Raw genomic sequence first — 23289 nt, 5'->3', positions numbered from 1 at the left:
CGCTGAACGATCGCCCTCGCCCCGTTATTCCGGTTGACCCACCCGGCCCCCTCGACCATATTTATCTGCGTGACGCAGATACTGCATGACGAAAAAGAAAGACCGTCCCTCTCCGCCCACACCCGCTGGGCGATCCTCGCCGTCGTCCTCGCCGCCGACGTCCTCGACCTGCTCGACGCCACGATCACCAACATCGCCGCCCCGACCATCACCGCCGACCTCGGCGGCGGCCCCGCCCTCGTCCAGTGGCTCGGCGCCGGCTACGCCCTCGCGCTCGGCGTGCTGCTCGTGCCCGGCGGACGGCTCGGCGACAAGTACGGACGCCGGCGCCTGTTCCTGACCGGACTCGCCGGGTTCGTCGTCGCCTCCCTGGCCTGCGGCCTCGCCCGGAACCCGGAGCAACTCGTCGCCGCCCGGCTCGTCCAGGGCGCCTTCGGGGCCCTCGTCATCCCGCAGGGCTTCGGCATCCTCGCCGCCACCTGGCCCCGCGACCAGATCGGCAAGGCCTTCAGCTTCTTCGCACCGGTGATGGGCCTGTCCGCCGTCGGCGGCCCGATCCTCGCCGGATTCCTCGTCGACGCCGACCTCGGCGGCCTCGGCTGGCGCCCGATGTTCCTGATCAACCTGCTTCTCGGCGGCGGCGCCCTGTTCGCCGCGCTCCGCCTGCTCCCCCGCGACAGCGGGGCACCGGCCACCGTCATCGACGCACCGGGCTCCGCCCTGCTCGGCGGCGCGATGCTCGGCCTCCTCGGCGGCCTCATCGACGGCTCCGCACACGGCTGGACCGCCCGCCCGCTCACCCTGCTCCTGCTGGGCCTCGCCCTGTTCGCCGGCTTCGGTCAGCGCCAGCGCACCGCCGCCCATCCGCTGATCCAGCCGACCCTGTTGCGCAACCGCGGCTTCACCTCCGGCCTGCTCCTCGGCATCGTCGTCAACGCCGCGGTCGCCGGCCTCCTCTACGCCGTCTCCCTCTACCTCCAGCGCGGCCTCGGCCGCACCCCCGCGGGCACCGCGCTCGGCCTGATCCCGCTGTCCGCCGGCATCGTCGTCGCCTCCATCGCCTGCTACCGGCTCATCCACACCCTCGGGCGCCGCCTCGTCCTCATCGGACTCCTGATCATCCTGGCCGGGTGCGGCTGCCTCCTCGCCATGAACACCGCCGACTGGACGGGCGGTTGGGCCCTGATCCCACCCCTGCTCGTCATCGGCCTCGGCATGGGCACCTGCTTCGGCACGGTCTACGACGTCACCATCGGCGACATCGCCCCCGACGAGGCGGGCAGCGCCAGCGGCTCCCTCGGCGCGGTCCAGCAACTCGCCAACGCGACCGGCGCGGCCGCCGTGACCACCGTCTACTTCCACGCCACCGCCGCCGGTGAGGCCCACGCCATGAACCTGAGCCTCACCGTGGTCGCCACCGCGATCGCCGTGTGCCTGCCCCTCGTACGACTGCTGCCGCGCAGGGCACCGCGGGAGCAGCACCACTAGGGCCTGTCGCTGCCGGTGCCTCGGAAGGCCCTGGGGCGGGTTGCGAAAGTCCCGCCCTAGACGCGCCCCTCCCGGAGCCGGGCGATCTGTTCTCCGCTGAACTCCACCGTCCGCCGCATGTGCCCGATGATCAGGGCGAGTTCGGTGTCGTCGAGGTCACCGAAGAGGGCGACCCAGTTGCCGCCCAGCCGGTCCCAGACGCGGCCGAACTCCGCGATCTTCTCGGGCACGGTCGCCACGAGCACGCGCCGCCGGTCCTCCGCGTCCCGCTCCCGCACGACGTACCCGGCCTTCTCCAGCCGGTCCACCAGCCGCGTGGCCGACCCGGTGGTCAGCCCCGTCAGCTCGGCGACCCGGCCCGTCGTCACCGGCTCGCGTTCCAGCGTGAGCAGGTTCAGGCACTGCAGATCCGTCGGGTGCAGCCCGATGTGGTCGGCGACGGCCTGGTTGAAGAGGGCGTACGAGGCCATGTAGCGGCGCGAGACGGTGGACAGCTCGTCCAGCAGTCGCGACCGCGCGTTCCCGGACATGGCCTGCACCCCTTTGTTCGCGCCGTGCGGTGATCGTAGTCGGAAGTGGGAGGCGGGCGACGTATCCCCCGCGAGACGGCCCACAGGCGCCCTCCATCAGGTGACGTAGAACCCCGCCCGAGCGCCGTGGGAGGCTGCACGCATGCTCGTCCTCCGCTCCGCCGCCCTGTTCGTCCTCGCCGCGCTCTTCGAGATCGGCGGCGCCTGGCTGGTCTGGCAGGGCGTGCGCGAGCATCGCGGCTGGCTGTGGATGACGGGCGGGGTGATCGCCCTCGGTGCGTACGGCTTCGTCGCCACCTTCCAGCCGGACGCCCACTTCGGCCGCGTCCTCGCCGCGTACGGTGGCGTCTTCGTCGCCGGTTCGCTCCTGTGGGGCGCGGTCGCCGACGGCTATCGCCCCGACCGCTGGGACATCGCGGGCGCACTGATCTGCCTCGCGGGCATGGCCGTGATCATGTGGGCACCGCGAGGAGACTGAAGGACGGCCTCACAGCAGTTCTTCGGGCAGCAGCCCCAGCTGCCCCAGGAGCTCCATCTGGTCGAAGTACAGCCGGTAACTGACGATCCGGCCGTCCGCCACCTTCGCGAAGTCGACCCCGCGGATCCTGAGCTCCCTCTGGGTGGCGGGCACCGACTCCCCCGACGGCAGCGGAATCGGTCCCGTGTTCCTGCCGTGGAAGAACCCCTCGTCGATCGCGGTGTCGCCGACCTCGTACGAGAACACCGGCTCGTAGCGGGCGTCGGTGATCATCTCGGTCATCTGACGCCAGTAGTCGGCGATGTTCTCGCGCCCGTGCAGCTCCCCGCCGTCAGGGGTGACGGCGACCGCGTCCGGGGCGTACAGCTCCGCGATGAGCTTGGGGTCCGCCTCCGTGGTGAGCGCCTCGGTGAGCCGGTCCATGACCTCACGTGCTTCACCCATGATCCACCTCCATGCGTCAGGGGATCACCCACTCAGATTTTCTCACGCGACCGTACGTATGCCCCCGCCACCTATCCTGGGCGCCGAAAGCCGCTCGTACGCACGCCCGAGGACCCGAGGAGCACCCCCATGGCCACCGCCGCACCGTCCGCCGCCTCCCGCATCGCCGTCGTCACCGGTGCGAGCAGCGGGATCGGCGCCGCCACCGCCCGACAGCTCGCCGAGGCCGGCTACCGCGTGGTCCTGACCGCGCGCCGCAAGGACCGCATCGAGCGGCTCGCCGAGGAGATCAACGCGGCCGGCGGCTCGGCGACGGCGTACCAGCTGGACGTCACCGACCGGGCGGCGGTCGACGAGTTCGCCACCGCCTTCAAGACGATCGGCGTCCTGGTCAACAACGCGGGCGGCGCGCTGGGCGCCGATCCGGTCGCGACCGGCGACCCGGCCGACTGGCGCACGATGTACGAGACCAACGTCATCGGCACCCTGAACCTCACCCAGGCCCTCCTGCCCAAGCTGGTCGCGAGCGGCGACGGCACGGTCGTCGTGGTCTCCTCCACCGCGGGCCACGGCACGTACGAGGGCGGCGCGGGCTACGTCGCCGCCAAGCACGGCGCCCACGTCCTCGCCGAGACCCTGCGCCTGGAGATCGTCGGCCAACCGGTCCGGGTCATCGAGGTCGCCCCCGGCATGGTCAAGACCGACGAGTTCGCGCTGACCCGCTTCAGCGGCGACCAGGAGAAGGCGGAGAAGGTCTACGAGGGCGTCGCCGAGCCGCTCACGGCGGACGACGTCGCGGACACGATCACCTGGGCCGTGACCCGCCCCAGCCACGTCAACGTCGACCTGCTGGTCCTCCGTCCTCGCGCCCAGGCGTCCAACACGAAGGTCCACAGGGAACTCTGACGCCGGATCAGAAGAGCGTTGATCTTCTAGGGTCGGTGCGTGTGGACAGACACATACCCTTCGAGTCGCTGCACAACTTCCGCGACCTGGGCGGCTACCGGACCGCCGACGGCCTCCGCGTCCGCCCCGGCCGCCTCTTCCGCTCGGACTCCCTCGGCAAGCTGAGCCCCGGCACCGAGGACTGGGACCGCTTCCTCTCGCTGGGCGTCCGTACCGTGGTGGACCTGCGCCACCCGTGGGAGGCGGACCGGTGGGGCCGTGTACCGGCGGACGCGTCCTTCACCTACCACAACCTCAGCATCGAGCACCGGCCCTACGACCAGGCGGCCCAGACCCCCGACGTCGACCCCGGCCCCTACCTGGCCGAGCGCTACCTGGAGGTCGCCGAGGACGGCACGAAGGAGATCCGCGCGGCCCTGGAACTCGTGGCGGAGACGGACGAGCCCCTCGTCTTCCACTGCGCCTCGGGCAAGGACCGCACGGGCCAGCTGGCGGCCCTGGTCCTGGGCCTCCTGGGCGTCCCCGAGCCGACGATCACCGAGGACTTCAGCCTCACGGAACTGGCCACCCGGGCCCTCCTCGCCGACTGGCGCGCCCGCAACGCCGGCCGCACCCCTGACTGGCCGGGCTTCGGCCGCGCTCCCGAGCGGGCGATGCGCCTGTACCTGGAGGCGTTCAGGGCCCGTTACGGCTCCCCGGAGGCGTACGTGTCCCAGGCCCTGGGACTGAACGCGCAGGCCCTCTCCGAGACCCTCCGCGCCAAGCTCCTGGAGCCGCTCCCCACCGCCTGGCCGGCATTGACGTACCGCAGGGCGACCCCGTCCGACGCCGCCACCCTCGTCCGTCTCCGGGACACGGCGGCCCTGTGGCAGATCGCCCGGGGCATCGTCCAGTGGCAGCCCGGTGAGAAGGACGAGGCCCACTTCCTCGAGGTCATGCGGGACGGCGAGGTCTGGCTGGCGTACGCCGGCGACCACCTGGTCGGCGGCTGGGAACTGTGGTGGACCGACCCCGCTGCCTGGGGCCCCCGCCCACCCGACGCGGGCTACGTCCACCGCCTGATGACGACCCCGCACACGGCCCCGCCCGGCACCGGCCGCCGGCTGCTGGCCCGGGCGGAGTCCCGCATCGCGGCCACCGGCCGCCCCTACGCCCGCCTCGACTGCCTCTCCGCCAACCCCCGCCTGCGCACGTACTACGAGTCGGCCGGCTACACGGTCGTCGGTGAACAACGCGCGAAGGACGGCGGCACGGGCAGCCCGTACGCGGTGACGCTGCTGGAGAAACGGCTGGGATGACGGCTAGATGATTGATGTGCTTTCCGGTCTATTGAGTCCTACTCGTGGTCAGTGCAGAGGTGGGCAGTCAGGGCCGTGCAGGCCCACTCCTCCCAGGCGTCGGGGGACCAGCCCCGGTTACGGACAAAGATCAGGTATAGGTCCGGGCTGAGCAGCCCGTACAGCAGGTCTGCGGCACGGGCGGTGTCGACGTCGGGGCGGGCGTCGGGTTTGGAGGTCAGTGCCTCCGCTGCAGCGTGCTGGACGGTGTAGCGCGGGTCGGGGCCGGCGGGCCACTGCGCGGCGATCTCCGGGTCGGTGGCCGCGGCGGCCGCGATCAGCGGCATGATCGGGGCGACTCGGCCGAGGATGTCGCGCACGCCCCGCACGTGGGCGCGCAGTTGCCCGGCCGCGGTGGGCTCGGCGCACGCGGCGCGGAACCAGTCGCGGTCCATCGTGGCGACCGGTTCAGCGTCGCCCGCGATGGACATGTCGACGACGTCCTTGAACAACGCGCGCTTGTTGCGGAACACGAAGTACACGGTCTGAACAGCCACGCCTGCGCGGTCCGCAACCTCCTGAAGGCTTGTCGCTCCGTACCCCTGCGCGATGAACAGGTCCCGCGCCGCCGCGACGATCTTTTCGCGGGTGCGCCGCGAGCGCTCGGCCCGCTTGTCGGGGCGCTTGACGTTTTGCTTGTCGGATCCCTTGACCGCATCCATGCCGGGAGTCTATCTCTAGAGTCACTCACTAGAGTGAGACTCTAACTTCTTGGAGGGGTGGCGATGAGTGAGACTCGGACGGCTGCGGAGCTCGACCAAGAGGCGGCCGTGCGCCGCGTGTTGGAGGACTTCTATCGGGACGGCAAGCCACCGTGGGACAGCGGCGTCACGCCGCCCGAGCTGGTGGCCCTGATAGAGGGGCCCGGCGCGCTGATGCCAGGCCAGGTCCTCGAACTCGGCTGCGGCACCGGGACCAACGCGGTGTACCTGGCCCGGCACGGCTGGCGGGTGACGGCCGTCGACCTGGTCGACCGCGCGGTCCGGCAGGCGAGGGAGAAGGCCGCCGCGGCCGGAGCGGACGTCACGGTGCTGTGCGGGGACGCCACCCGGCTCGACGAGGTGGGCGTGCCCGGCCCGTACGATCTGTTCTTCGACCTGAGCTGCTACTGCGGGATTCCACCGCACCGCCGCGACGCCTACGCCGCCGGCCTCACCAAGCGCGCCGCCCCCGGCGCACGATTGCTGATGTTCGGGTACGGGCCCGGGGCGTTTGACGACTCGTGGTCCGGCGTCACTGCGGACGAACTCCGCGCCAGGTTCGCTGGGTGGCAGCTGGCCGACGTGACGCCCGGCACGAACCCGGTCCCGACGTTCTGGTTCACGCTGCACCGCGCCGCCGCGGCGTGAGCGTCGCCGTGAACACCGACCTAAACACTCTCCTCACCGCACTGTACGTCGAGCTGGATGACTGCATCATCCCCTCGCACGGGCCGCGGTTCGGCCCCGGCCATCCGCTGAAGGTGAACGACGCGGAACTGGTGGCCTGGCCGTCGCCCAGGTGATGCTGCGGTTCAACGACGAACGGCACTGGCTGCGCTCCGCCCCTGCCCTGGTCGGGCACCTCTTTCCGCGGCTGCTGTCGCAAAGCGAGTACAACCGGCGCGTGCGTACAGCGGGCGACCTGATGGAGACGGCCCTGCGCTGGCTGGCGGCCCGGACCCCGTCGAGCGCTGACATGGTCCGGCTGTGGGACGGCACCCCGGTGCCCTGCGGCGCCTCGCGGGAGACCGCGAAACGCTCCGACCTGGCCGGATGGGCTGGCTACGGCATGGACAAGTCCCACCACCGCTTCTACTGGGGCGCCGAGCTGCTGCTCGTGTGTGCCCCGGACGGCCTGGTCACCGGCTTCATTCTGGTTAACCCGAAACTGGTCAAGGAGCGCGACGGGGTGCGGATGATGTTCGCGCTGGAGAAGAACCGGCCCGAACCGGGCGTCACCGGCGTGTGCGACAAGGGCTTCGCCGGAGCCGACTTCGCAGCCGACATGGCCGCCCTGGGGATCACCGTGGTGCGCCCTGCCCGCAAGGACGAGACGGACCCGGGGATCTTTCCGCAGTGGCTCCGCCAGCGCATCGAGTCGGTGAACTGGACCCTCAAGGGCCAGCTCGGCCTGGAGGCCCACGGTGGCCGGGTTCTCTCGGGCCTGTGGGCCAGGGTGCTCCAGCGTCTCCTGGCCCTCAACGCTGCGATCTGGCACAACTGGGCCTGCGGTGCCGAGAGGAAACGGTCGCTGATCCACTACGACCACCCAACCCAGCTGACCAGCGCGTAAAAGCGCATCAATCATCTAGGCCGTGTCTGACAATTCCCGTCGTCGCCCGGAGGGCGGCCTCGCGGCGTCAGGTGCGTGCTCTCGGCGTGCCGGGCGTAGACCCTCGTACTGGGCGTACTCGGGTCTGCGCCCGGTGCGCCGAGAGTGCGTGCATGGCGTCGCGAGGCAGACGGGAATTGTCAGACACGGCCTAGGGGCCCGGGCCGAGGATCGGCCCGGGCCCGTCGCGGGAGCGAACGTTCAGCCCTTCACGCAGACGACCTGCTTCAGCTTCGCCACGACCTCCACGAGGTCGCGCTGCTGGTCGATGACCTGCTCGATCGGCTTGTACGCGCCCGGGATCTCGTCCACGACACCGGAGTCCTTGCGGCACTCCACACCCCGCGTCTGCTCCTCCAGGTCCTTCGTCGAGAAGCGGCGCTTGGCCGCGTTGCGGCTCATGCGACGGCCCGCGCCGTGCGACGCCGAGTTGAAGGCCTTCTCGTTGCCGAGGCCCTTCACGATGTACGAACCCGTGCCCATGGAGCCGGGGATGATCCCGTACTCACCGGAGCCGGCCCGGATCGCGCCCTTGCGGGTGACGAGCAGGTCCATGCCGTCGTAGCGCTCCTCGGCCACGTAGTTGTGGTGCGCGCTGATCTCCGGCTCGAAGGTCGGCTTCGCCTTCTTGAACTCCTTGCGGATCACGTCCTTGAGGAGCGCCATCATGATCGAGCGGTTGTACTTCGCGTACTCCTGCGCCCAGAACAGGTCGTTGCGGTACGCCGCCATCTGCGGGGTGTCCGCGATGAAGACGGCGAGGTCGCGGTCGACCAGGTCCTGGTTCTGCGGCAGCTTCTGAGCAACTCCGATGTGGTGCTCGGCCAGTTCCTTGCCGATGTTCCGGGAACCGGAGTGAAGCATGAGCCAAACAGAACCGGTCACATCCGTGCAGACTTCGACGAAATGGTTGCCGGATCCAAGCGTCCCCATCTGCTTCGTGGCGCGCTCCTGACGGAACTTGACCGCATCAGCGACCCCGTCGAACCGCCCCCAGAAGTCGTCCCACCCGCCGGTCGCGAACCCGTGCAGGCCCCCGGGATCCACGGCGTCGTCATGCATCCCCCGCCCCACCGGAATGGCCTGCTCGATCTTCGACCGCAGGCGGGACAGATCCCCCGGCAGATCGTTCGCCGTGAGCGACGTCCTCACCGCCGACATCCCGCAGCCGATGTCCACGCCCACCGCGGCCGGGCACACGGCCCCCCGCATGGCGATGACGGACCCGACGGTCGCCCCCTTGCCGTAGTGGACGTCCGGCATGACGGCCAGGCCCTTGATCCACGGGAGGGTCGCCACGTTGCGCAGCTGCTGGAGCGCGCCCTCCTCGACGGTCGCCGGGTCGGTCCACATGCGGATCGGAACCTTCGCGCCCGGCATCTCCACGTACGACATATCGTCCTCATTCCCCCGGAAAACAAGCAGAAGTATCAAGTCGCAAAACCAGCGCCAAGGTCATGGAAAAAGGACAACGGACCGGCGTCCACAGCTCTGCGTGCGATACACATTGTCTGCAGGCGCAGCCCCCGCGCGGCAAGCGAATAACCAGCGGGGACACTGGCAGAGACACGTGCGGACACACCGTCGAGAGGAGCCTGACCGTGCAGCGGAAGGCGTACGTATCCGGCGTCGTCGCGCTCCTCGCGGCGCTCCTCGCCGGCTGCACGGGCAGCTCGGACGACGGCGGCACGACGGACGACTCCAACCCCGGCGACGCCGGTACGGCCTCCCCCGCGGCACAGCCCGGCAAGTACACCTCGCTCCCCGAACCGTGCGGCGCGGTCGGCCACAACACCCTCGACGCGATGCTGCCCGGCCTCAAGCAGATCACCGACCCCGACCAGCGGGACAAGGCGTACGAGGGGGAGGCGACCCTGACGTACAACACGGACCGCAAGGTCGGCTGCGGCTGGAAGGTACAGGCCACGGACGCCACCGACCATCTGCTCGTCGACTTCGAGCGCGTGGTGTCCTACGACAACGCGGTCAGCGACGACAACCAGGCCGAGCAGCTCTTCGCGGCGAAGCAGACCGCGGCCGACCTCCCGGAGCCGACCGTCTCCGCCTCCGGCGGCAGCGACGACACGGCGTCCCCCTCCACCGGCGCCGGCGCCTCGCCGTCCCCCTCGGCGTCCACGTCCCCCGCCTCCCCCTCGCCCTCGGGCTCCACCGCCCCTTCCTCCGGCCCCTCCGCCACCGACACGGCCACCGCGACCGACCTCCAGCCCCGCGTCCTCACGGACCTCGGCGACGAGGCGTTCCTCGACGACGAGCTGAGCAGCTCCGGTTCGACGGCCAAGCAGCGCACGGTAACTGTGGCGTTCCGCACGTCGAACGTGATCGTGACGATCGAGTACATGGAGCAGCCGACGACGGTGGGCGTCGTCCCGGACAGCGAGGAAATGCAGGACAACGCGCGGAAACTGGCCGCCCAGCTGGCCGAGTCGCTGTCGAGCTGACGCCCCTTCACCGCGACCCCGTCAACTGCCGCGAAGGTCACAAAGAGAGAACACACAGCTCCTTCACCGCGTACCGTGGCCCCTCGGACCCGATCCGACCGCAGGAACCACGAGCGTCATGAGTGAAGGAACCATGCAGCGACGAGCCCAGCGAGACCAGCCAGCGAAGCGAGCCAGGCGTCTGAACCGCGTCCTTGTCAGTGCGGCCGCCGTCCCCGTGATGCTGGTGGCCGCCGGCTGCTCCTCCGACTCCGGCAGCGACTCCGGCGCCGCCGACGCCGCGACGCAGGGGGCCGGAAGTGAGGTGAGCGTGTCCCCGAGCGCGTCTCCGACCGTGCAGGCGGCCGCCTACCGGACGCTGCCCGACTCGTGCAAGGCGTTGGCGAAGAAGACCCTCGAAGACCTGGTGCCCGAGGCCAAGTCGGGCAAGGAGGGCAAGTCGAGCGACGCCTCGACCCGGGGCAGCTGCTCCTGGAGCAGCCTCGCCAACAACGGTGTGAAGGGCTCCCAGTTCCGCTGGCTGAACGTGTCGATGCTGCGTTTCGACTCGGACGCCACGCGCGGCGCGGGCGACAAGCTGGCGCAGGAGTACTACGCGTCGCAGATCAAGGACGCCCAGGCGGTGCCGGGTGCGAAGGACAGCAAGACGCAGCCGGTCGCCGGTACGGGCGACGAGGCGACGCTGGTGCGCTACGACCTGAAGAAGAAGGAAGGCAGCTTCAAGCAGCAGACGGTCGTGTCGCGCGTCGAGAACGTCGTCGTCACCGTCGACTACAACGGTGCGGGCCTGGCCGGCGACAAGGCGCCGAGCGCCGAGGACCTGACGAAGGCGGCGGAGAAGGCGGCCAAGGAGGCCGTGGCGGCGGTCTCGTCGGCGAACGGCGAGGGCGGCTCCGGATCCGGTTCGGGCGCAGGCTCCGGTTCGGGCTCCGGTTCGGGTGCGGGCACGGCGAGCCCGACGCCGTCGAAGTCGGCGTCCAAGGATCCGTCGGCGAGCCCGTCGAAGTCCGCGAGCGCCTCCCCTTCCAAGTCAGCGGCAAAGAAGAGCTGACTGTCACACCTGGCGGTCAACTCCCTGCTCGGAGCGGCTGTTTGACGGAGCCCGGCCCCCCTCGGGGGCCGGGCTCCGCCCGTACCGACCACGCGTTCCCCGGACACATGTGCCACCCTGTTCCGCGCAACAACACGCAAGGGGAGGGGAGTACGGGTGGCCGCGCCCATGCAGCTCACTCGGATGCACCGCGTTCTCATCGGCGTGGTCGTGTTCGGCGCAGTGATCATCGCCGGGATCGGCTTCGCGGGTTCGTACGCGGCCGTTCGCGAGCTGGCCCTCAAGAAGGGCTTCGGGAACTTCAGCTACGTCTTCCCGATCGGCATCGACGCGGGCATCTGCGTCCTGCTCGCCCTCGACCTCCTCCTGACCTGGATCCGCATCCCCTTCCCGCTCCTGCGCCAGACGGCGTGGCTGCTCACCGCGGCCACGATCGCGTTCAACGGCGCGGCGGCCTGGCCGGACCCGCTGGGCGTCGGCATGCACGCGGTGATCCCGGTCCTGTTCGTGGTGGCGGTGGAAGCGGCCCGGCACGCCATCGGCCGCATCGCCGACATCACGGCCGACAAGCACATGGAGGGCGTCCGCCTCACCCGCTGGCTCCTCTCCCCCGTTCCCACGTTCCTCCTCTGGCGCCGCATGAAGCTCTGGGAGCTCCGCTCCTACGACCAGGTCATCAAGCTCGAACAGGAACGCCTCGTCTACCAGGCCCGCCTCCGCTCCCGCTTCGGCCGAGCCTGGCGGCGGAAGGCCCCGGTGGAGTCCTTGATGCCCCTGCGCCTGGCCAGGTACGGCGTACCCCTGGCGGAAACAGCTCCGGCGGGCCTGGCAGCGGCGGGCATCGAACCGGCACTGATCCCACCGGCCCCGCACCCCGAGCTGACCACGGCCGACGCCCCCGCCCAGTACGCTCCGGCTCCGGGCAACCGCGAGATCGCCGCAGACACCGCCGCAGCTGCGGGCAATCGTGCCGCTGGGGCGGCGCCCGTCCCACAGAAGGCGGCACCTCCCGGCGAGCAGCGCCTCGAGTCCCCCTCCGGCCCCCAGAACCCCGGGCAACTCGACTACGAGCCCGCTCCGGAAGAGAACCCGTGGTTCAAGCCCCCCGCCGAGATCCAGTACCAGGGCGGCTACGACCCCTCGTACGACCCCGACGAACAGTACGAGCAGTGGTACGAGGAGCAGCAGCCCCCGGACCCCCAGGCCCAGTACGCCGCACCCCCCTCCCCGGAGGACACCGGCAGCTTCCCCATCCCGGTCACCCCGGGCCGCACTCGCGAGCTGGGCGAAGGCGGCGGCACCCCGCCCATGGAGCCGGACGAGGAGTCGTACTACCAGGTCTTCAAGCAGTCGATCAGCGGCAGCGGCTACCCGACCCCGCGTGAGTTCATCGACAACGTGGAAGCCGAGTTCCGCCTCACTCTCCCCGCAGAGGACGCGAAGCGCATGGTCAGCCGCTTCACCGACCGCCACAACGCGCAACTCGAAGAAGACCACATCGCGTAAAAAAAAGGGGACCCTCCTTGTGGAGGGCCCCCTTTCTCAGCCTCTGGCTACTCCCCGAGCAGCGCCCGCACCCGCTCCTGCCCCACAGCCAACAGCAGCGTAGGCAGCCGCGGTCCCGTGTCCCGCCCCACGAGCAGGTGGTACAGCAGCGCGAAGAACGACCGCTGAGCGGTCTTGATCTCCGGCGGCAGCTCCTTGGGCGTGGCGTCCGCGGCGAACCCGGCCTGCACCTTGGGCACGCCGTACACAAGGTGCGTCAGCCCGTCCAGCGACCAGTGCGAGTCCAGCCCGTCCAGCAGCAGCCGCACCGACTGCTGGGACGCCTCGTCGAGGGACTTCAGCAGCTCGGCGTCGGGTTCGTCCCGCACGATGGTCCGCTGGTCGGCGGGAACGTGCGTGTTGATCCACGCCTCGGCCTTGTCGTAGCGCGGCCGCGCCTCCTCCAGCGACCCGAGCGGGTTCTGCGGGTCGAGGTCGGACAGGATGCGCAGCGCCTGGTCCTGGTGCCCGGCGGTGATGTCGGCGACGGAGGCCAGCGTCCGGTACGGCAGCGGCCGCGGCGTACGCGGCAGCTCACCGCCGGCCGTACGCACCGCACGCGCGTGGGCGGCGACGTCCGCCGGCAGCGCGGAACCGTCGGCGACCTTGCCGTCCAGCTTGTCCCACTCGTCGTAGAGCCGCTGGATCTCCTGGTCGAAGGCGATCTTGAAGGACTGGTTGGGCCGGCGGCGGGCGTACAGCCAGCGCAGCAGCTGCGGCTCCATGATCTTCAGCGCGTCGGCGGGGGTCGGGACGCCACCCCGGGAGGACGACATCTTCGCCATCCCGGAGATGCCGACGAACGCGTACATCGGCCCGATCGGCTGCTTCCCGCCGAAGATCCCGACGATCTGCCCACCGACCTGGAAGCTCGACCCGGGGGACGAGTGGTCGACACCGCTCGGCTCGAAGACGACACCCTCGTACGCCCAGCGCATGGGCCAGTCGACCTTCCAGACCAGCTTGCCGCGGTTGAACTCGTTCAGCCGGACGGTCTCGGAGAAGCCGCACGCGGTGCAGGTGTACGTCAGCTCGGTGCTGTCGTCGTCGTAGGCGATGACGGTGGTGAGGTCCTTCTCGCAGTTGCCGCAGTACGGCTTGTACGGGAAGTACCCGGCGGAGCCGGAGCTGCCGTCGTCCTCGCCCGCCGCGCCGGAGCCCTCGGCGGCCTCCAGCTCGGCCTCGTCGACCGGCTTCTGCTGCTGCTTCTTCGCCGGGGCCTTCTTCGTGCGGTACTGGTCGAGGATCGCGTCGATGTCGCCCCGGTGCCGCATGGCGTGCAGGATCTGCTCGCGGTACACGCCGGAGGTGTACTGCTCGGTCTGGCTGATCCCGTCGAACTCGACACCCAGCTCGGCCAGCGACTCGATCATCGCGGCCTTGAAGTGCTCGGCCCAGTTGGGGTGGGCGGAGCCCTTGGGGGCCGGGACGGAGGTCAGCGGCTTGCCGATGTGCTCCTGCCAGGAGTCGTCGACCCCGGCGATGCCCGCGGGCACCTTGCGGTAGCGGTCGTAGTCGTCCCAGGAGATGAGGTGACGGACCTGGTGGCCCCGACGGCGGACCTCGTCGGCGACGAGGTGGGGGGTCATGACCTCGCGCAGGTTGCCGAGGTGGATGGGGCCGGAGGGTGAGAGGCCGGACGCGACGACGACCGGTTTGCCCGGGGCCCGACGCTCCGACTCCTCGATGACCTCATCCGCGAAACGGGAGACCCAGTCGGTGGTCTCGGTGCTCTGAGCCACGATCGGCACGTCCTCTTTTACTGAGAGCTGATGGCTGAAGGCTTGATGGTGGGCCCATTCTCCCAGACGGCGTCGCGCCCAGGAAAACCGCTTTACGCACCGTGGGATACTGGCTGTGCCCATCGACCCCACGAGGAGAACGGCACCCACTCATATGGCCCCGGTCACGTCCCTCAGCGACTCCGTCCAGCAGCAGCTCACCTCCGCCATCTCCGCCGCCCTGCCGGAGGCCTCCGCGGACCCGCTGCTGCGACGAAGCGACCGGGCCGACTTCCAGGCCAACGGCATCCTCGCGCTGGCCAAGAAGGCGAAGGCGAACCCGCGGGAGCTGGCGACGCAGGTCGTCTCCCACGTCGTCACCGGTGAACTGATCGAGGACGTCGAGGTCTCCGGACCCGGCTTCCTGAACATCACCATCGGCGACAGGGCGATCACCGAGACCCTCGCCGCGCGGTACGCCGACACGGACCGCCTCGGCGTGTCCCTCCCGGAGCGGACCGGCACGACGGTCATCGACTACGCCCAGCCGAACGTGGCGAAGGAGATGCACGTCGGTCACCTGCGGTCCGCGGTGATCGGCGACGCGCTGGTCCATCTGATGGAGTTCGCGGGCGAGACCGTCGTCCGGCGGCACCACATCGGCGACTGGGGCACCCAGTTCGGCATGCTCATCCAGTACCTGGACGAGCACCCGCACGAGCTGGACCACAAGGCCTCCGAGGTGACCGGTGAGGAGGCGATGTCGAACCTCGACCGCCTCTACAAGGCCGCGCGCAAGTTCTTCGACTCCGACGAGGAGTTCAAGACGCGGGCGCGCCGCCGGGTGGTGGACCTCCAGGCCGGTGACCCGCACACGCTCGCCACCTGGCAGAAGTTCGTCGACGAGTCGAAGATCTACTTCTTCTCCGTCTTCGAGAAGCTGGACATGGAGATCCGGGACCCGGACATCGTCGGCGAGTCGGGCTACAACGACATGCTCGACGAGACCTGCCGCCTCCTGGAGGAGTCGGGTGTCGCGGTCCGCTCGGAGGGCGCCCTGTGCGTGTTCTTCGACGACATCAAGGGCCCGGAAGGCAATCCGGTCCCGCTGATCGTGCAGAAGTCGGACGGTGGCTACGGCTACGCGGCGACCGACCTGTCCGCGATCCGCGACCGTGTCTTCAACCTGAAGGCCGACACCCTTCTCTACGTCGTGGACGCCCGCCAGTCCCTGCACTTCCGGATGGTCTTCGAGACCGCCCGCCGCGCCGGCTGGCTGAACGACGACGTCACGGCCGTCCAGCTCGCCTTCGGCACGGTCCTCGGCAAGGACGGCAAGCCGTTCAAGACCCGTGAGGGCGAGACGGTCAGGCTGGTCGACCTCCTCGACGAGGCGGTCGAGCGTGCCACGGCCGTGGTCGGCGAGAAGGCCGAGAAGGTGGGCCTGTCCGAGCAGGAGATCGAGGAGAACGGCCGGTACGTCGGCATCGGCGCCGTGAAGTACGCCGACCTGTCGACCTCCGCCGTGCGGGACTACAAGTTCGACCTGGACCAGATGGTCTCGCTGAACGGCGACACCTCCGTGTACCTCCAGTACGCGTACGCCCGTATCCAGTCGATCCTGCGCAAGGCGGGCGAGGCACGTCCCGCGGCCCACCCGGAGCTCGCGCTTGCCCCGGCGGAGCGGGCACTGGGCCTGCACCTGGACCGGTTCGGCGAGACGGTGCTGGAGGTGGCGTCGGCGTACGAGCCGCACAAGCTGGCCGCGTACCTGTACCAGCTGGCCACGCACCTGACGACGTTCTACGACCAGTGCCCGGTCCTGAAGGCCGAGACGCCGGAGCAGGTGGAGAACCGCCTGTTCCTCGTCGACCTGACGGCCCGCACGCTGCACAAGGGCATGGGCCTGCTGGGCATCAGGACGCCCGAGCGTCTCTGACCCCGGGGAACTCACCATCCGTACGGTCCGGCAACGGGCCGTACGGATGTTTTGTACGGGTTGCCACGGAGTCACGTACGGCAGGCACGGGGAGTTGGACGGGCATGAACTCCCGGAAGCCTGCGCACAAGAAGAACCTCTCGGCCCTGAAGATGCTGGGCGTCCAACTCGGCACGGCCCGCCGCGCCGCGAACCTCACCCAGCGTGAACTCGCCGAGCGGCTGATGGTCGACGAGGAGACGGTCGCGTCGATCGAACAAGGCAGACGACCACTGAAGCCGGATCTGGCGGAGCTGGTGGACGAGATTCTGGGGACACGGGGGCTGTTGGCGGCGGGGGTCGCCAACCTGCCCGAGATCGATCAGTTTCCGATGTGGGCGGAGCTGTACATCGAGCACGAGCGGGAGGCGATCGCCCTGTCGTGGTTCGACACCGCGGTGATGCCGGGCATCCTGCAGACCGAGGAGTACGCCCGCACCGTCCTGCGGGAACGCGTCCCGGCGTACGACGAGGACGAGGTCGAGACCCGGACTGCGGCCCGCGTCAAGCGTCAGGAGATCCTGCACCGCAAGAACCCGCCCACGCTCAGCTTCGTGGTGTGGGAACCGGTACTTCGGCAGGAGATCGGCACACCGGAGGTACGGAGCAGGCAACTTCGCCACCTGCGTGAGCTGGCCGAACTTCCGGGCCTGGCTCTCCAGTTCCTGCCGCTGAACAGTCCGCACCACGCTGGGTTGAACGGCCCCTTCACACTCCTGGAAACGCCGGACCATCAGCACCTCGCGTACACCGAGTCGCAGCGCGGTAGCCAGTGGGTTTCCGACCCGGATGAGGTGTCCATCCTGGCCCGCAAGTATGCGATGCTGCGGACGCAGGCCCTGACAACCCAGGACTCCGCGGGTCTACTCGACCGCCTGCTAGGAGAGCGATGAGCAGCGAAGCGCTTCAGTGGTTCAAGTCGACCTACAGCGGCAGCGAAGGCGGCCAATGCCTCGAAGTCGCGTACGTCTGGCGGAAGTCGAGCTACAGCGGCGATGAGGGCGGCCAGTGCCTCGAAGTCGCCGCCTGCCCCCACACCATCCACATCCGCGACTCCAAGAACCCGGAGAACAGCGGCCCGACCCTCCACGTCGCCCCCTCCGCCTGGGCCGCTTTCCTCACGCACGCCACCAAGTGACCGTGGGGGTGTCAGTGGGCACCCCTACAGTCACCGGTATGGCGACTCTTCCCAACCCGCTGCCCAAGCTGGCGGCTGATCCGAGTGGACGTGGGCTCGGGCTTCGGCTTCCCCTCGGAAGACTGATCGACGCGACGGACGGGGGGCCGTGGCACGAGCCGTTGCTGTGGCACGCCGAGCAGTCCGCGTCCTCCGGCAACTGGACGGCGCTGGGTGTGCCCGCCGGGCGGGCCGGGCTGCTGCCCGTGCTGGTCGACCTCGGGGGCAGCCAGGGTGGCCCCGAGGAGTGGGAGTTGATGCCGGACGGCGTGTCGTATCCGGGGGACCACGACGCGGAGGAGGTCCTCACCGAGCTGTGGGAGGAGTACGCGGCCGAGGACGACGAGTGGCCCGGGCTGACCGGGGGTGCCGCCCTCGCCGCCGATCCGGACACCCGCGCCGCCGAGGTCGCCGACACCCTCGCCGGGGGCCGTGCCTGGTTCAAGGAACCGCATCTCGCCCTGGTTCCCGCCCGCCGCTCCGCCGACATCCCCGCCGCCCTCGGCTGGACCGGTCCCCTCAACTACGTGGACGACGTCGCCCAGCTCTGCGCTGTGCTCCGCTCCTGGGAGGACCGCTTCGGCATACGCGTCGTGGGCATCGGCTTCGACCGGCTGGTCCTCTCCGTCGCCGCTCCGCCCACTTCCCGCGCCGAGGCGGAGGCCGTCGCCGCCGAGCACTTCGCCCTGTGCCCGGACAACGTCCTCCAGCAGCACGACGGCACCTTCGCCGCGTACGCCCGTCAGTTGCTCGACGAGCGCACCACCTGGACCTTCTGGTGGGACTGAGAGCGGCGCACCGGCCTATCCCCTGAGTCCCTTCCCCAGCCTGCGCAGCCCCTCCCCGATCTCCTCCGGCGTCTGCGTCACGAAGCAGAGCCGGAGGGTGGAGCGGTCGGGTTCGCCCGCGTAGAAGGGCGCGCCCGGCACGTAGGCCACGTCGTGCCGTACGACCTCGGCGAGCAGGGCCGTCGTGTCGTACGAGTCCGGAAGCCGGGCCCAGAGGAACATGCCGCCCTCGGGGCGGTACCAGGTCGAGCCCGCCGGGAGCGCCTCCGCGAGCCCGGCGAGCATCGCGTCCCGTCGTTCGCCGTACACACCGGCCACGCGGGCCACATGCCCGTCGAGGTCGCCCTCGGACAGGTACTGTGCCGCGGCCAGCTGGTTGAGGGTCGGGGTGTGCAGGTCGGCCGCCTGCTTGGCGACCACGCAGGCCCGGCGCAGCTCCGCCGGCGCGCGCAGCCAGCCGAGGCGCAGGCCGGGTGCCATGACCTTGGAGAAGGAGCCGAGGAGGACGGTGCGGTCGCGGGCGTCGTCGTGGGCGGCGATCCACGGGACGCGCTCGCCGTCGTAGCGCAGCTCACCGTACGGGTCGTCCTCGACGATCCACAGGCCGTGCCGCGCGGCGACGGAGGCGACCGCGGCCCGGCGTTCGACCGGCATGGTGCGGCCGGTGGGGTTCTGGAAGGTCGGCACGGTGTAGAGGAGCTTGGGCCGCTCCCGCTGCACCGCCGCGGCGAGCGCGTCCGGGTCGACGCCGTCGGCGTCCGTGGGAACCGCGACCACGCGGGCCCCCGCGAGGCCGAAGACCTGGAGGGCCGCCAGGTAGCAGGGGTCCTCGACGAGGACGGTGTCGCCGGGGTCGATCAGCGCGGCGGCGAGGAGGGACAGTGCCTGCTGGGAGCCGGTGGTGACGATGAGGTCGTCGGCGGCGGTCGGCAGCCCGCGTGCGGTGTTCCGCGCCGCGAGCCGCTCTCTCAGCGCCGGCTCGCCCTCGGTCGTGGAGTACTGCAGGGCCCGTTCCGGTGTCCGTTCGAACACCTCGCGGAAGGCCGCGGCCATGCCCTCCCGGTCGAAGAGTTCGGGCGCGGGCAGCCCGCCCGCGAAGTTGATCACCTCGGGGCGTGCGGTGACCGCGAGGATGTCCCGTACGGGCGAGCCGCCGATCGCCCGGGTGCGTGCCGCGAGGGGCGGGAGTGAAGCGGTCGGGGGCGTGGGGGCGACGGTCATGACACGGCTCCTTCGGCTGCGGGTACCTCGCGTGCCCGCAGCCTACGGAGATGCATGCTGCCTACACCGGCATTTCCGCCATCCGGACACCGGCCACGCCCACCGCGACCGGCGTCCCGTCCGGCGTCCCAGGGCGCCATGATCTCCGCAGGTCAGGGAGGTGAGCGGGGTTCCAGCGTCCCGAATCGCGCCGAGACCGTGGCCTCCGGCCCGGCGCACGACGCATCCTGTGACCGTCCCACGCGCTCCTCGTCCGGAAGGCCGTCATGCCCGCACGCCGCGCCGCCCGCCCCCGTCTGCTCGCCGCCGCCCTGACCGCCCTCGCCGCGCTCGCCCTCACGGGCTGCCGGGACGGCGAGGGACTGCGCGACGAGGGACCGTCGCACGCGGGGCTGTCCCAGCCGCCGTCCGCCGCCTACGAGGTGGTCCCGGCCTTGACCCACGCGGCGCCGCCGAGCGGGAACTCATAGGCGGGCCGCCCGTTGTCGCCGCTCACACGGAACGGCCTGCCCTTGTCGTCGACGACGAGCGTGCCGTGCCGCGAACCGCTGGACCAGGCCAGCTCCAGGTACCAACTCACGTCGTACGCGGAGGCGTCCGCCAGGATGTAGTAGACCTCCGGGTCCGACTCGCTCACCTTGTACGGGAAGTCCCGGTTCCCCTCCGCGGGCTCGACCGACGGCCGCATCGCGTCGAGGGCGACGGTGAAGAAGCGGGCCGGCACGCCGCCGCCGCAGCCGACACCCGGGTAGCCCATGGCGTAGTCGTTCCACGCGAGAGGCGTGCGCTTGCCGACCATACGGACCGTCAGGTCGTTGATGACCACGGTCTCCTCGCCGGTGCCCTGCACGGTGAGCGCGACGAACTGCTCCCCCGACGCGACGGCACCGTGCGCGGCCGCCCAGGCGGGCGCGTCCTGCTCGAGGGGCGGCGGCGAGACCCGCTCCGGTGCCCGGTCGATCAGGTAGTGCTGGGAGCAGGGGGTGTCCCAGGCGTACGGCCGGACGGCCACGGTCAGCGGCGCCGGGCCGGCCTTGGTGCCCTTCTTGGCGTCACTCGCGGCACCCGCACCGGGGCCGCCCTTCTTCCCACCCTCACGCGAGGGCGACACGGAGGGGGAGGCGGACGGCGAGCGGGAGCCCGACGCGGACGCGGACGCACTCGTGGACGTGGACGGCGACACCGACCGGGAAGCCTTGGCCGCGCCCTCCGACGCGCCCGCGCTCCCCGCCTCCCGCCCCTGCGCCGAAACGGCCCCTGCGGCACCGCGCCGCCCGTCGTCCGAATCCCCCGACGGCAGGCTCACCGCCAGCGTGACGGCCCCCAGTACGGCGGCGACGGCGACACCGGCGACAAGCGCGGTACGGGTGCGCCTGCGACCTGAAGGGACCACGCGGGGCGACTCGGGCTCGGGGTCCTGCTCCTGCTCCTGCTCCTGCTCCTGCTGCGGATCCGGCACGGGCTCGGGCTCGGGCTCCGACACAAGCGCCGGCGCGGGCGCAGCAGCAGTAGAAGCAGCCGCAGCCGGGCCGGCCTCAGGCCCCTTCCGCCCCCGAAACGCATCCGCCCGCACCCACCGCCGATGCAGTTCGACGAGCTCGTCCGGCGACGCCTTGCACAACCGCGCCAACCGCTCCACGGGCGCGTACTCCGCCGGTACGGCATCCCCCTTGCAGTACCGGTGCAGCGTCGACGTACTCATGTGGAGCCGTCTGGCGAGCGTCCCGTAGCTCAGCCCGGAGCGTTCCTTCAGTTCCACCAGCAATTCCGCGAACTCGCTCGCGGCAGCCCCGTCAGACACTGTTCTTTCCCTCCCCATGTCCCATTCCCACGTTCCAGGGAAGGGGCATTTCACCAGTTCAAAGCCGGTGCGGGCGTTCCATCTTCCCCGATCGTCCGCTGGTCGTGGCGGGCGGGACGGATCACCCCACAGGCTGTTGCCATCCAAGCACGCCACTCCCGGACCCCGGTCGAGCGGCCTGCTTCAACCATCCTGTTTCGGAAGAGGAATTGCCATGCGTACACGCCGTGTCAGCCTGCTCGCCGCCACCGGTGCCGCTCTCGCCGCCATCGCACTCACCGCGTGCGGGAACGGCACGGGCACGAAGGACGAGGGCGCCGCGCAGCCCACGGCTCCCGTGACGGCGACCACCTCCGGCGGAGCCACCGACACGCAGGGCGACACGCTGGGCGGGACGCAAGGCGGGACGCAGGTCTCGGACACGAGGACGCCCGCCGCGAAGACGCCGGCCTCCAAGGACTCGTCCGGCACGTCCCGCACGTCCGACCCGTACGCCCCGGAGAACCGCGTCATGTGCAACGGCTCCAACACCCGGGTCACCGCCCAGCCGGTGCCGCGTCCCCTGAACCACATGCTGATCACGGTGAAGAACACGGGCTCCAAGGTCTGCGACCTGACGTACTTCCCGGTGCTCCGGTTCGACGAGATGCAGTGGGTGCCGCAGCCGATCGAGGAGTCGCATCCGCAGGCGGTGACGACCCTCGCGCCCGGTGAGTCCGGCTACGCCGGTGCCCTGCTCTCCGCCGCCGACGGAAGCGGCGACGGCGGCACGACCGCCAAGAAGCTCACGGTCGCCTTCCAGGGCCGCACCCCCAACAGCAGCGGCGGCGCGTCCGCGACCCCGGCCCTGCCCGCCAAGGGCGTGTACTACGACAGCTCCCTGGCGGTCACGTACTGGCTGCGGGACATGGACGAGGCGCTGTCCTACTGAGCGGTCAGCTGCCGGGCCGCCTCGACGGCCCAGTAGGTCAGGATGTTCTGCGCACCGGCCCGCTTGATGCCGGTCAGCGTCTCCAGGATCGCCCGGTCGCGGTCGATCCAGCCCTTCTCGGCGGCGGCCTCGACCATCGAGTACTCGCCGGAGATCTGGTAGGCGGCGACCGGGACGTCCACGGAGTCGGCGACGCGCGCGAGGATGTCCAGGTAGGGGCCGGCCGGCTTGACCATGACCATGTCGGCGCCCTCCTCCAGGTCGAGCGCCAGCTCGCGCAGGGCCTCCCGTGCGTTGGCCGGGTCCTGCTGGTACGTCTTGCGGTCGCCCTTCAGGGACGAGCCGACGGCCTCCCGGAAGGGGCCGTAGAAGGCGGAGGCGTACTTGGCGGTGTAGGCAAGGATCGCCACGTCCTCGCGCCCGATCTGGTCCAGGGCGTCGCGGATCACGCCGATCTGGCCGTCCATCATCCCGCTGGGCCCGACGACGTGCGCGCCGGCGTCGGCCTGGACCTGGGCCATCTCGGCGTACCGCTCGAGGGTCGCGTCGTTGTCGACCCGGCCCTGGGCGTCCAGGACCCCGCAGTGCCCGTGGTCGATCGTCTCGTCGAGGCACACGTCGGACATGACGAGCAGGTCGTCGCCGACCTCGGCACGCACGTCGCGGAGGGCGACCTGGAGGATCCCGTCCGGGTCGGTCCCCGGCGTGCCCTGCGCGTCCTTCTTCGACTCCTCCGGCACCCCGAAGAGCATGATCCCGGAGATCCCGGCCTCCACCGCCTCCAGCGCGGCCTTCTTCAGGCTGTCGCGGGTGTGCTGCACGACGCCGGGCATCGCGGCGATCGGCACCGGCTCGCTGACGCCCTCCCGCACGAACGCGGGCAGGATGAAGTCAGCGGGGTGCAGCCGGGTCTCGGCGACCATGCGCCGCATGACGGGCGTGGTGCGCAGCCGACGGGGACGCGTGCCGGGGAAGGATCCGTACTTCGTCATGCGTCTACGCTACGCCCGCCCGAAGGGCACATTTGCCGACCGCCCGTCGGGGACAAGGGCCGGCCGGGGACGCGGCCGCCGCACATGCGCGGGCCACCCCCCGGGTCCATGCTGGAAGTGCCCGTCTCA

24 protein-coding genes are annotated in these 23289 nt (G+C 70.6%); 16 read left to right on the top strand and 8 right to left on the bottom strand.

From position 1 onward, the window contains the following. The first annotated feature begins 69 nt into the window (after nt 1-69). Nucleotides 70-1488, top strand: coding sequence for an MFS transporter (locus ACGFNV_RS43260; protein ID WP_393630774.1), 1419 nt, complete (start codon nt 70-72; stop codon nt 1486-1488). A gap of 56 nt (nt 1489-1544) precedes the next feature. Here the strand turns inward: ACGFNV_RS43260 and ACGFNV_RS43255 are convergent, their stop codons facing one another. Further along, complete coding sequence (locus ACGFNV_RS43255; RefSeq protein ID WP_133933091.1) at nt 1545-2018, bottom strand: helix-turn-helix domain-containing protein; 474 nt, start codon at nt 2016-2018, stop codon at nt 1545-1547. Between the two features lie 142 nt (nt 2019-2160). Here ACGFNV_RS43255 and ACGFNV_RS43250 point away from each other — a divergent pair, with 142 nt between their 5' ends. Beyond that, nucleotides 2161-2496: a YnfA family protein gene (locus tag ACGFNV_RS43250; protein ID WP_393630772.1), complete on the top strand. Its 336-nt coding sequence runs from the start codon at nt 2161-2163 to the stop codon at nt 2494-2496. Nucleotides 2497-2505: 9 nt separating this feature from the next. Here the strand turns inward: ACGFNV_RS43250 and ACGFNV_RS43245 are convergent, their stop codons facing one another. Continuing rightward, nucleotides 2506-2940 carry an ester cyclase gene (locus ACGFNV_RS43245; protein WP_393630770.1) on the bottom strand — a complete coding sequence of 145 codons (435 nt, stop codon included), beginning with the start codon at nt 2938-2940 and terminating at the stop codon, nt 2506-2508. A 129-nt stretch (nt 2941-3069) separates the two neighbouring features. Here ACGFNV_RS43245 and ACGFNV_RS43240 point away from each other — a divergent pair, with 129 nt between their 5' ends. Further along, nucleotides 3070-3846, top strand: a complete 777-nt coding sequence (locus ACGFNV_RS43240; RefSeq protein WP_393630768.1) for an SDR family NAD(P)-dependent oxidoreductase — start codon at nt 3070-3072, stop codon at nt 3844-3846. Between the two features lie 41 nt (nt 3847-3887). Then, nucleotides 3888-5144: a GNAT family N-acetyltransferase gene (locus ACGFNV_RS43235; RefSeq protein ID WP_393630766.1), complete on the top strand. Its 1257-nt coding sequence runs from the start codon at nt 3888-3890 to the stop codon at nt 5142-5144. Between the two features lie 38 nt (nt 5145-5182). Here the strand turns inward: ACGFNV_RS43235 and ACGFNV_RS43230 are convergent, their stop codons facing one another. Further along, on the bottom strand, nt 5183-5845 hold the full coding sequence (locus tag ACGFNV_RS43230; RefSeq protein ID WP_393630765.1) for a TetR/AcrR family transcriptional regulator: 663 nt from the start codon (nt 5843-5845) through the stop codon (nt 5183-5185). 63 nt (nt 5846-5908) lie between these two features. Here ACGFNV_RS43230 and ACGFNV_RS43225 point away from each other — a divergent pair, with 63 nt between their 5' ends. Genes ACGFNV_RS43225 through ACGFNV_RS43215 form a run of 3 tightly spaced genes read left to right on the top strand, consistent with a single transcriptional unit; the run spans nt 5909 to nt 7457 of the window. Then, nucleotides 5909-6532, top strand: a complete 624-nt coding sequence (locus ACGFNV_RS43225) for a class I SAM-dependent methyltransferase (protein ID WP_393630763.1) — start codon at nt 5909-5911, stop codon at nt 6530-6532. Between the two features lie 8 nt (nt 6533-6540). Next, on the top strand, nt 6541-6687 hold the full coding sequence (locus ACGFNV_RS43220; protein WP_393630761.1) for a hypothetical protein: 147 nt from the start codon (nt 6541-6543) through the stop codon (nt 6685-6687). Next, on the top strand, nt 6684-7457 hold the full coding sequence (locus tag ACGFNV_RS43215) for an IS982 family transposase (protein ID WP_393630760.1): 774 nt from the start codon (nt 6684-6686) through the stop codon (nt 7455-7457). The genes ACGFNV_RS43220 and ACGFNV_RS43215 overlap by 4 nt, the downstream gene beginning before the upstream one ends. 240 nt (nt 7458-7697) lie before the next feature. Here ACGFNV_RS43215 and ACGFNV_RS43210 read toward each other — a convergent pair whose 3' ends face one another. Then, nucleotides 7698-8891 (bottom strand): RtcB family protein, encoded by a 1194-nt coding sequence (locus ACGFNV_RS43210; protein ID WP_393630759.1) that lies wholly within the window; start codon nt 8889-8891, stop codon nt 7698-7700. A gap of 206 nt (nt 8892-9097) precedes the next feature. Here ACGFNV_RS43210 and ACGFNV_RS43205 point away from each other — a divergent pair, with 206 nt between their 5' ends. The 3 genes from ACGFNV_RS43205 (at nt 9098) to ACGFNV_RS43195 (ending at nt 12512) form a co-directional block, all read left to right on the top strand. Next, complete coding sequence (locus ACGFNV_RS43205; protein WP_393630757.1) at nt 9098-9955, top strand: DUF3558 domain-containing protein; 858 nt, start codon at nt 9098-9100, stop codon at nt 9953-9955. Nucleotides 9956-10073: 118 nt separating this feature from the next. Further along, nucleotides 10074-11006, top strand: coding sequence for a DUF3558 family protein (locus tag ACGFNV_RS43200; RefSeq protein ID WP_393630755.1), 933 nt, complete (start codon nt 10074-10076; stop codon nt 11004-11006). A 183-nt stretch (nt 11007-11189) separates the two neighbouring features. Beyond that, a complete protein-coding gene (locus tag ACGFNV_RS43195; RefSeq protein WP_393630839.1) occupies nt 11190-12512 on the top strand; it encodes a DUF2637 domain-containing protein in 1323 nt (440 codons plus the stop codon). 47 nt (nt 12513-12559) lie between these two features. Here the strand turns inward: ACGFNV_RS43195 and lysS are convergent, their stop codons facing one another. Further along, on the bottom strand, nt 12560-14302 hold the full coding sequence (gene lysS / locus ACGFNV_RS43190) for a lysine--tRNA ligase (RefSeq protein ID WP_393630754.1): 1743 nt from the start codon (nt 14300-14302) through the stop codon (nt 12560-12562). A gap of 145 nt (nt 14303-14447) precedes the next feature. Here lysS and argS point away from each other — a divergent pair, with 145 nt between their 5' ends. From argS to ACGFNV_RS43170, 4 genes are all read left to right on the top strand, one after another. Beyond that, nucleotides 14448-16211: an arginine--tRNA ligase gene (gene argS / locus ACGFNV_RS43185; RefSeq protein WP_393630752.1), complete on the top strand. Its 1764-nt coding sequence runs from the start codon at nt 14448-14450 to the stop codon at nt 16209-16211. A gap of 104 nt (nt 16212-16315) precedes the next feature. Further along, entirely contained in the window at nt 16316-17143 is an 828-nt protein-coding gene (locus ACGFNV_RS43180) for a Scr1 family TA system antitoxin-like transcriptional regulator (protein WP_393630750.1), read from the top strand. Continuing rightward, nucleotides 17140-17388: a DUF397 domain-containing protein gene (locus ACGFNV_RS43175; protein WP_393630748.1), complete on the top strand. Its 249-nt coding sequence runs from the start codon at nt 17140-17142 to the stop codon at nt 17386-17388. Before ACGFNV_RS43180 ends, ACGFNV_RS43175 begins: the two co-directional genes overlap by 4 nt. 38 nt (nt 17389-17426) lie before the next feature. Beyond that, the gene (locus ACGFNV_RS43170; protein WP_393630746.1) at nt 17427-18215 is read left to right on the top strand and encodes a DUF4253 domain-containing protein; all 789 of its coding nucleotides are present in this window, start codon (nt 17427-17429) and stop codon (nt 18213-18215) included. A gap of 15 nt (nt 18216-18230) precedes the next feature. On the opposite strand, the gene ACGFNV_RS43165 is transcribed toward ACGFNV_RS43170, so the two are convergent. Next, the gene (locus ACGFNV_RS43165) at nt 18231-19436 is read right to left on the bottom strand and encodes a PLP-dependent aminotransferase family protein (protein WP_393630744.1); all 1206 of its coding nucleotides are present in this window, start codon (nt 19434-19436) and stop codon (nt 18231-18233) included. Nucleotides 19437-19702: 266 nt separating this feature from the next. Between ACGFNV_RS43165 and ACGFNV_RS43160 the strand changes: the two genes are divergently transcribed. Next, nucleotides 19703-19906 carry a hypothetical protein gene (locus ACGFNV_RS43160; RefSeq protein ID WP_393630742.1) on the top strand — a complete coding sequence of 68 codons (204 nt, stop codon included), beginning with the start codon at nt 19703-19705 and terminating at the stop codon, nt 19904-19906. On the opposite strand, the gene ACGFNV_RS43155 is transcribed toward ACGFNV_RS43160, so the two are convergent. After that, nucleotides 19852-21237 (bottom strand): helix-turn-helix domain-containing protein, encoded by a 1386-nt coding sequence (locus ACGFNV_RS43155; RefSeq protein ID WP_393630741.1) that lies wholly within the window; start codon nt 21235-21237, stop codon nt 19852-19854. The two genes, ACGFNV_RS43160 and ACGFNV_RS43155, sit on opposite strands and share 55 nt — an antisense overlap. Before the next feature lie 214 nt (nt 21238-21451). On the opposite strand from ACGFNV_RS43155, the gene ACGFNV_RS43150 reads away from it, so the two are divergent. Further along, the gene (locus ACGFNV_RS43150; RefSeq protein WP_393630739.1) at nt 21452-22168 is read left to right on the top strand and encodes a DUF4232 domain-containing protein; all 717 of its coding nucleotides are present in this window, start codon (nt 21452-21454) and stop codon (nt 22166-22168) included. Here ACGFNV_RS43150 and hemB read toward each other — a convergent pair. After that, nucleotides 22162-23160: a porphobilinogen synthase gene (gene hemB / locus ACGFNV_RS43145; protein ID WP_393630738.1), complete on the bottom strand. Its 999-nt coding sequence runs from the start codon at nt 23158-23160 to the stop codon at nt 22162-22164. The genes ACGFNV_RS43150 and hemB overlap by 7 nt on opposite strands. Between the last annotated feature and the right edge of the window lie 129 nt (nt 23161-23289).

It is taken from the genome of Streptomyces sp. NPDC048751 (assembly GCF_043198595.1).
GTDB lineage: Bacteria > Actinomycetota > Actinomycetes > Streptomycetales > Streptomycetaceae > Streptomyces.
The sequence above is the reverse complement of the archived record's forward strand: the minus strand, read 5'-3'. Positions and strand labels throughout refer to the sequence as shown.

Excerpts from the sequence above, each read along its gene's own strand:
- ACGFNV_RS43200 (WP_393630755.1), top strand. The coding sequence starts at position 10,074 with ATGAGTGAAGGAACCATGCAGCGACGAGCCCAGCGAGACCAGCCAGCG.
- ACGFNV_RS43250 (WP_393630772.1), top strand. The coding sequence starts at position 2,161 with ATGCTCGTCCTCCGCTCCGCCGCCCTGTTCGTCCTCGCCGCGCTCTTC.
- ACGFNV_RS43175 (WP_393630748.1), top strand. The coding sequence starts at position 17,140 with ATGAGCAGCGAAGCGCTTCAGTGGTTCAAGTCGACCTACAGCGGCAGC.
- ACGFNV_RS43225 (WP_393630763.1), top strand. The coding sequence starts at position 5,909 with ATGAGTGAGACTCGGACGGCTGCGGAGCTCGACCAAGAGGCGGCCGTG.
- ACGFNV_RS43170 (WP_393630746.1), top strand. The coding sequence starts at position 17,427 with ATGGCGACTCTTCCCAACCCGCTGCCCAAGCTGGCGGCTGATCCGAGT.
- ACGFNV_RS43255 (WP_133933091.1), bottom strand. The coding sequence starts at position 2,018 with ATGTCCGGGAACGCGCGGTCGCGACTGCTGGACGAGCTGTCCACCGTC.
- ACGFNV_RS43240 (WP_393630768.1), top strand. The coding sequence starts at position 3,070 with ATGGCCACCGCCGCACCGTCCGCCGCCTCCCGCATCGCCGTCGTCACC.
- ACGFNV_RS43160 (WP_393630742.1), top strand. The coding sequence starts at position 19,703 with ATGCCCGCACGCCGCGCCGCCCGCCCCCGTCTGCTCGCCGCCGCCCTG.
- argS (WP_393630752.1), top strand. The coding sequence starts at position 14,448 with ATGGCCCCGGTCACGTCCCTCAGCGACTCCGTCCAGCAGCAGCTCACC.
- ACGFNV_RS43210 (WP_393630759.1), bottom strand. The coding sequence starts at position 8,891 with ATGTCGTACGTGGAGATGCCGGGCGCGAAGGTTCCGATCCGCATGTGG.
- hemB (WP_393630738.1), bottom strand. The coding sequence starts at position 23,160 with ATGACGAAGTACGGATCCTTCCCCGGCACGCGTCCCCGTCGGCTGCGC.
- ACGFNV_RS43195 (WP_393630839.1), top strand. The coding sequence starts at position 11,190 with ATGCACCGCGTTCTCATCGGCGTGGTCGTGTTCGGCGCAGTGATCATC.
- ACGFNV_RS43180 (WP_393630750.1), top strand. The coding sequence starts at position 16,316 with ATGAACTCCCGGAAGCCTGCGCACAAGAAGAACCTCTCGGCCCTGAAG.
- ACGFNV_RS43245 (WP_393630770.1), bottom strand. The coding sequence starts at position 2,940 with ATGGGTGAAGCACGTGAGGTCATGGACCGGCTCACCGAGGCGCTCACC.
- ACGFNV_RS43150 (WP_393630739.1), top strand. The coding sequence starts at position 21,452 with ATGCGTACACGCCGTGTCAGCCTGCTCGCCGCCACCGGTGCCGCTCTC.
- ACGFNV_RS43165 (WP_393630744.1), bottom strand. The coding sequence starts at position 19,436 with ATGACCGTCGCCCCCACGCCCCCGACCGCTTCACTCCCGCCCCTCGCG.
- ACGFNV_RS43230 (WP_393630765.1), bottom strand. The coding sequence starts at position 5,845 with ATGGATGCGGTCAAGGGATCCGACAAGCAAAACGTCAAGCGCCCCGAC.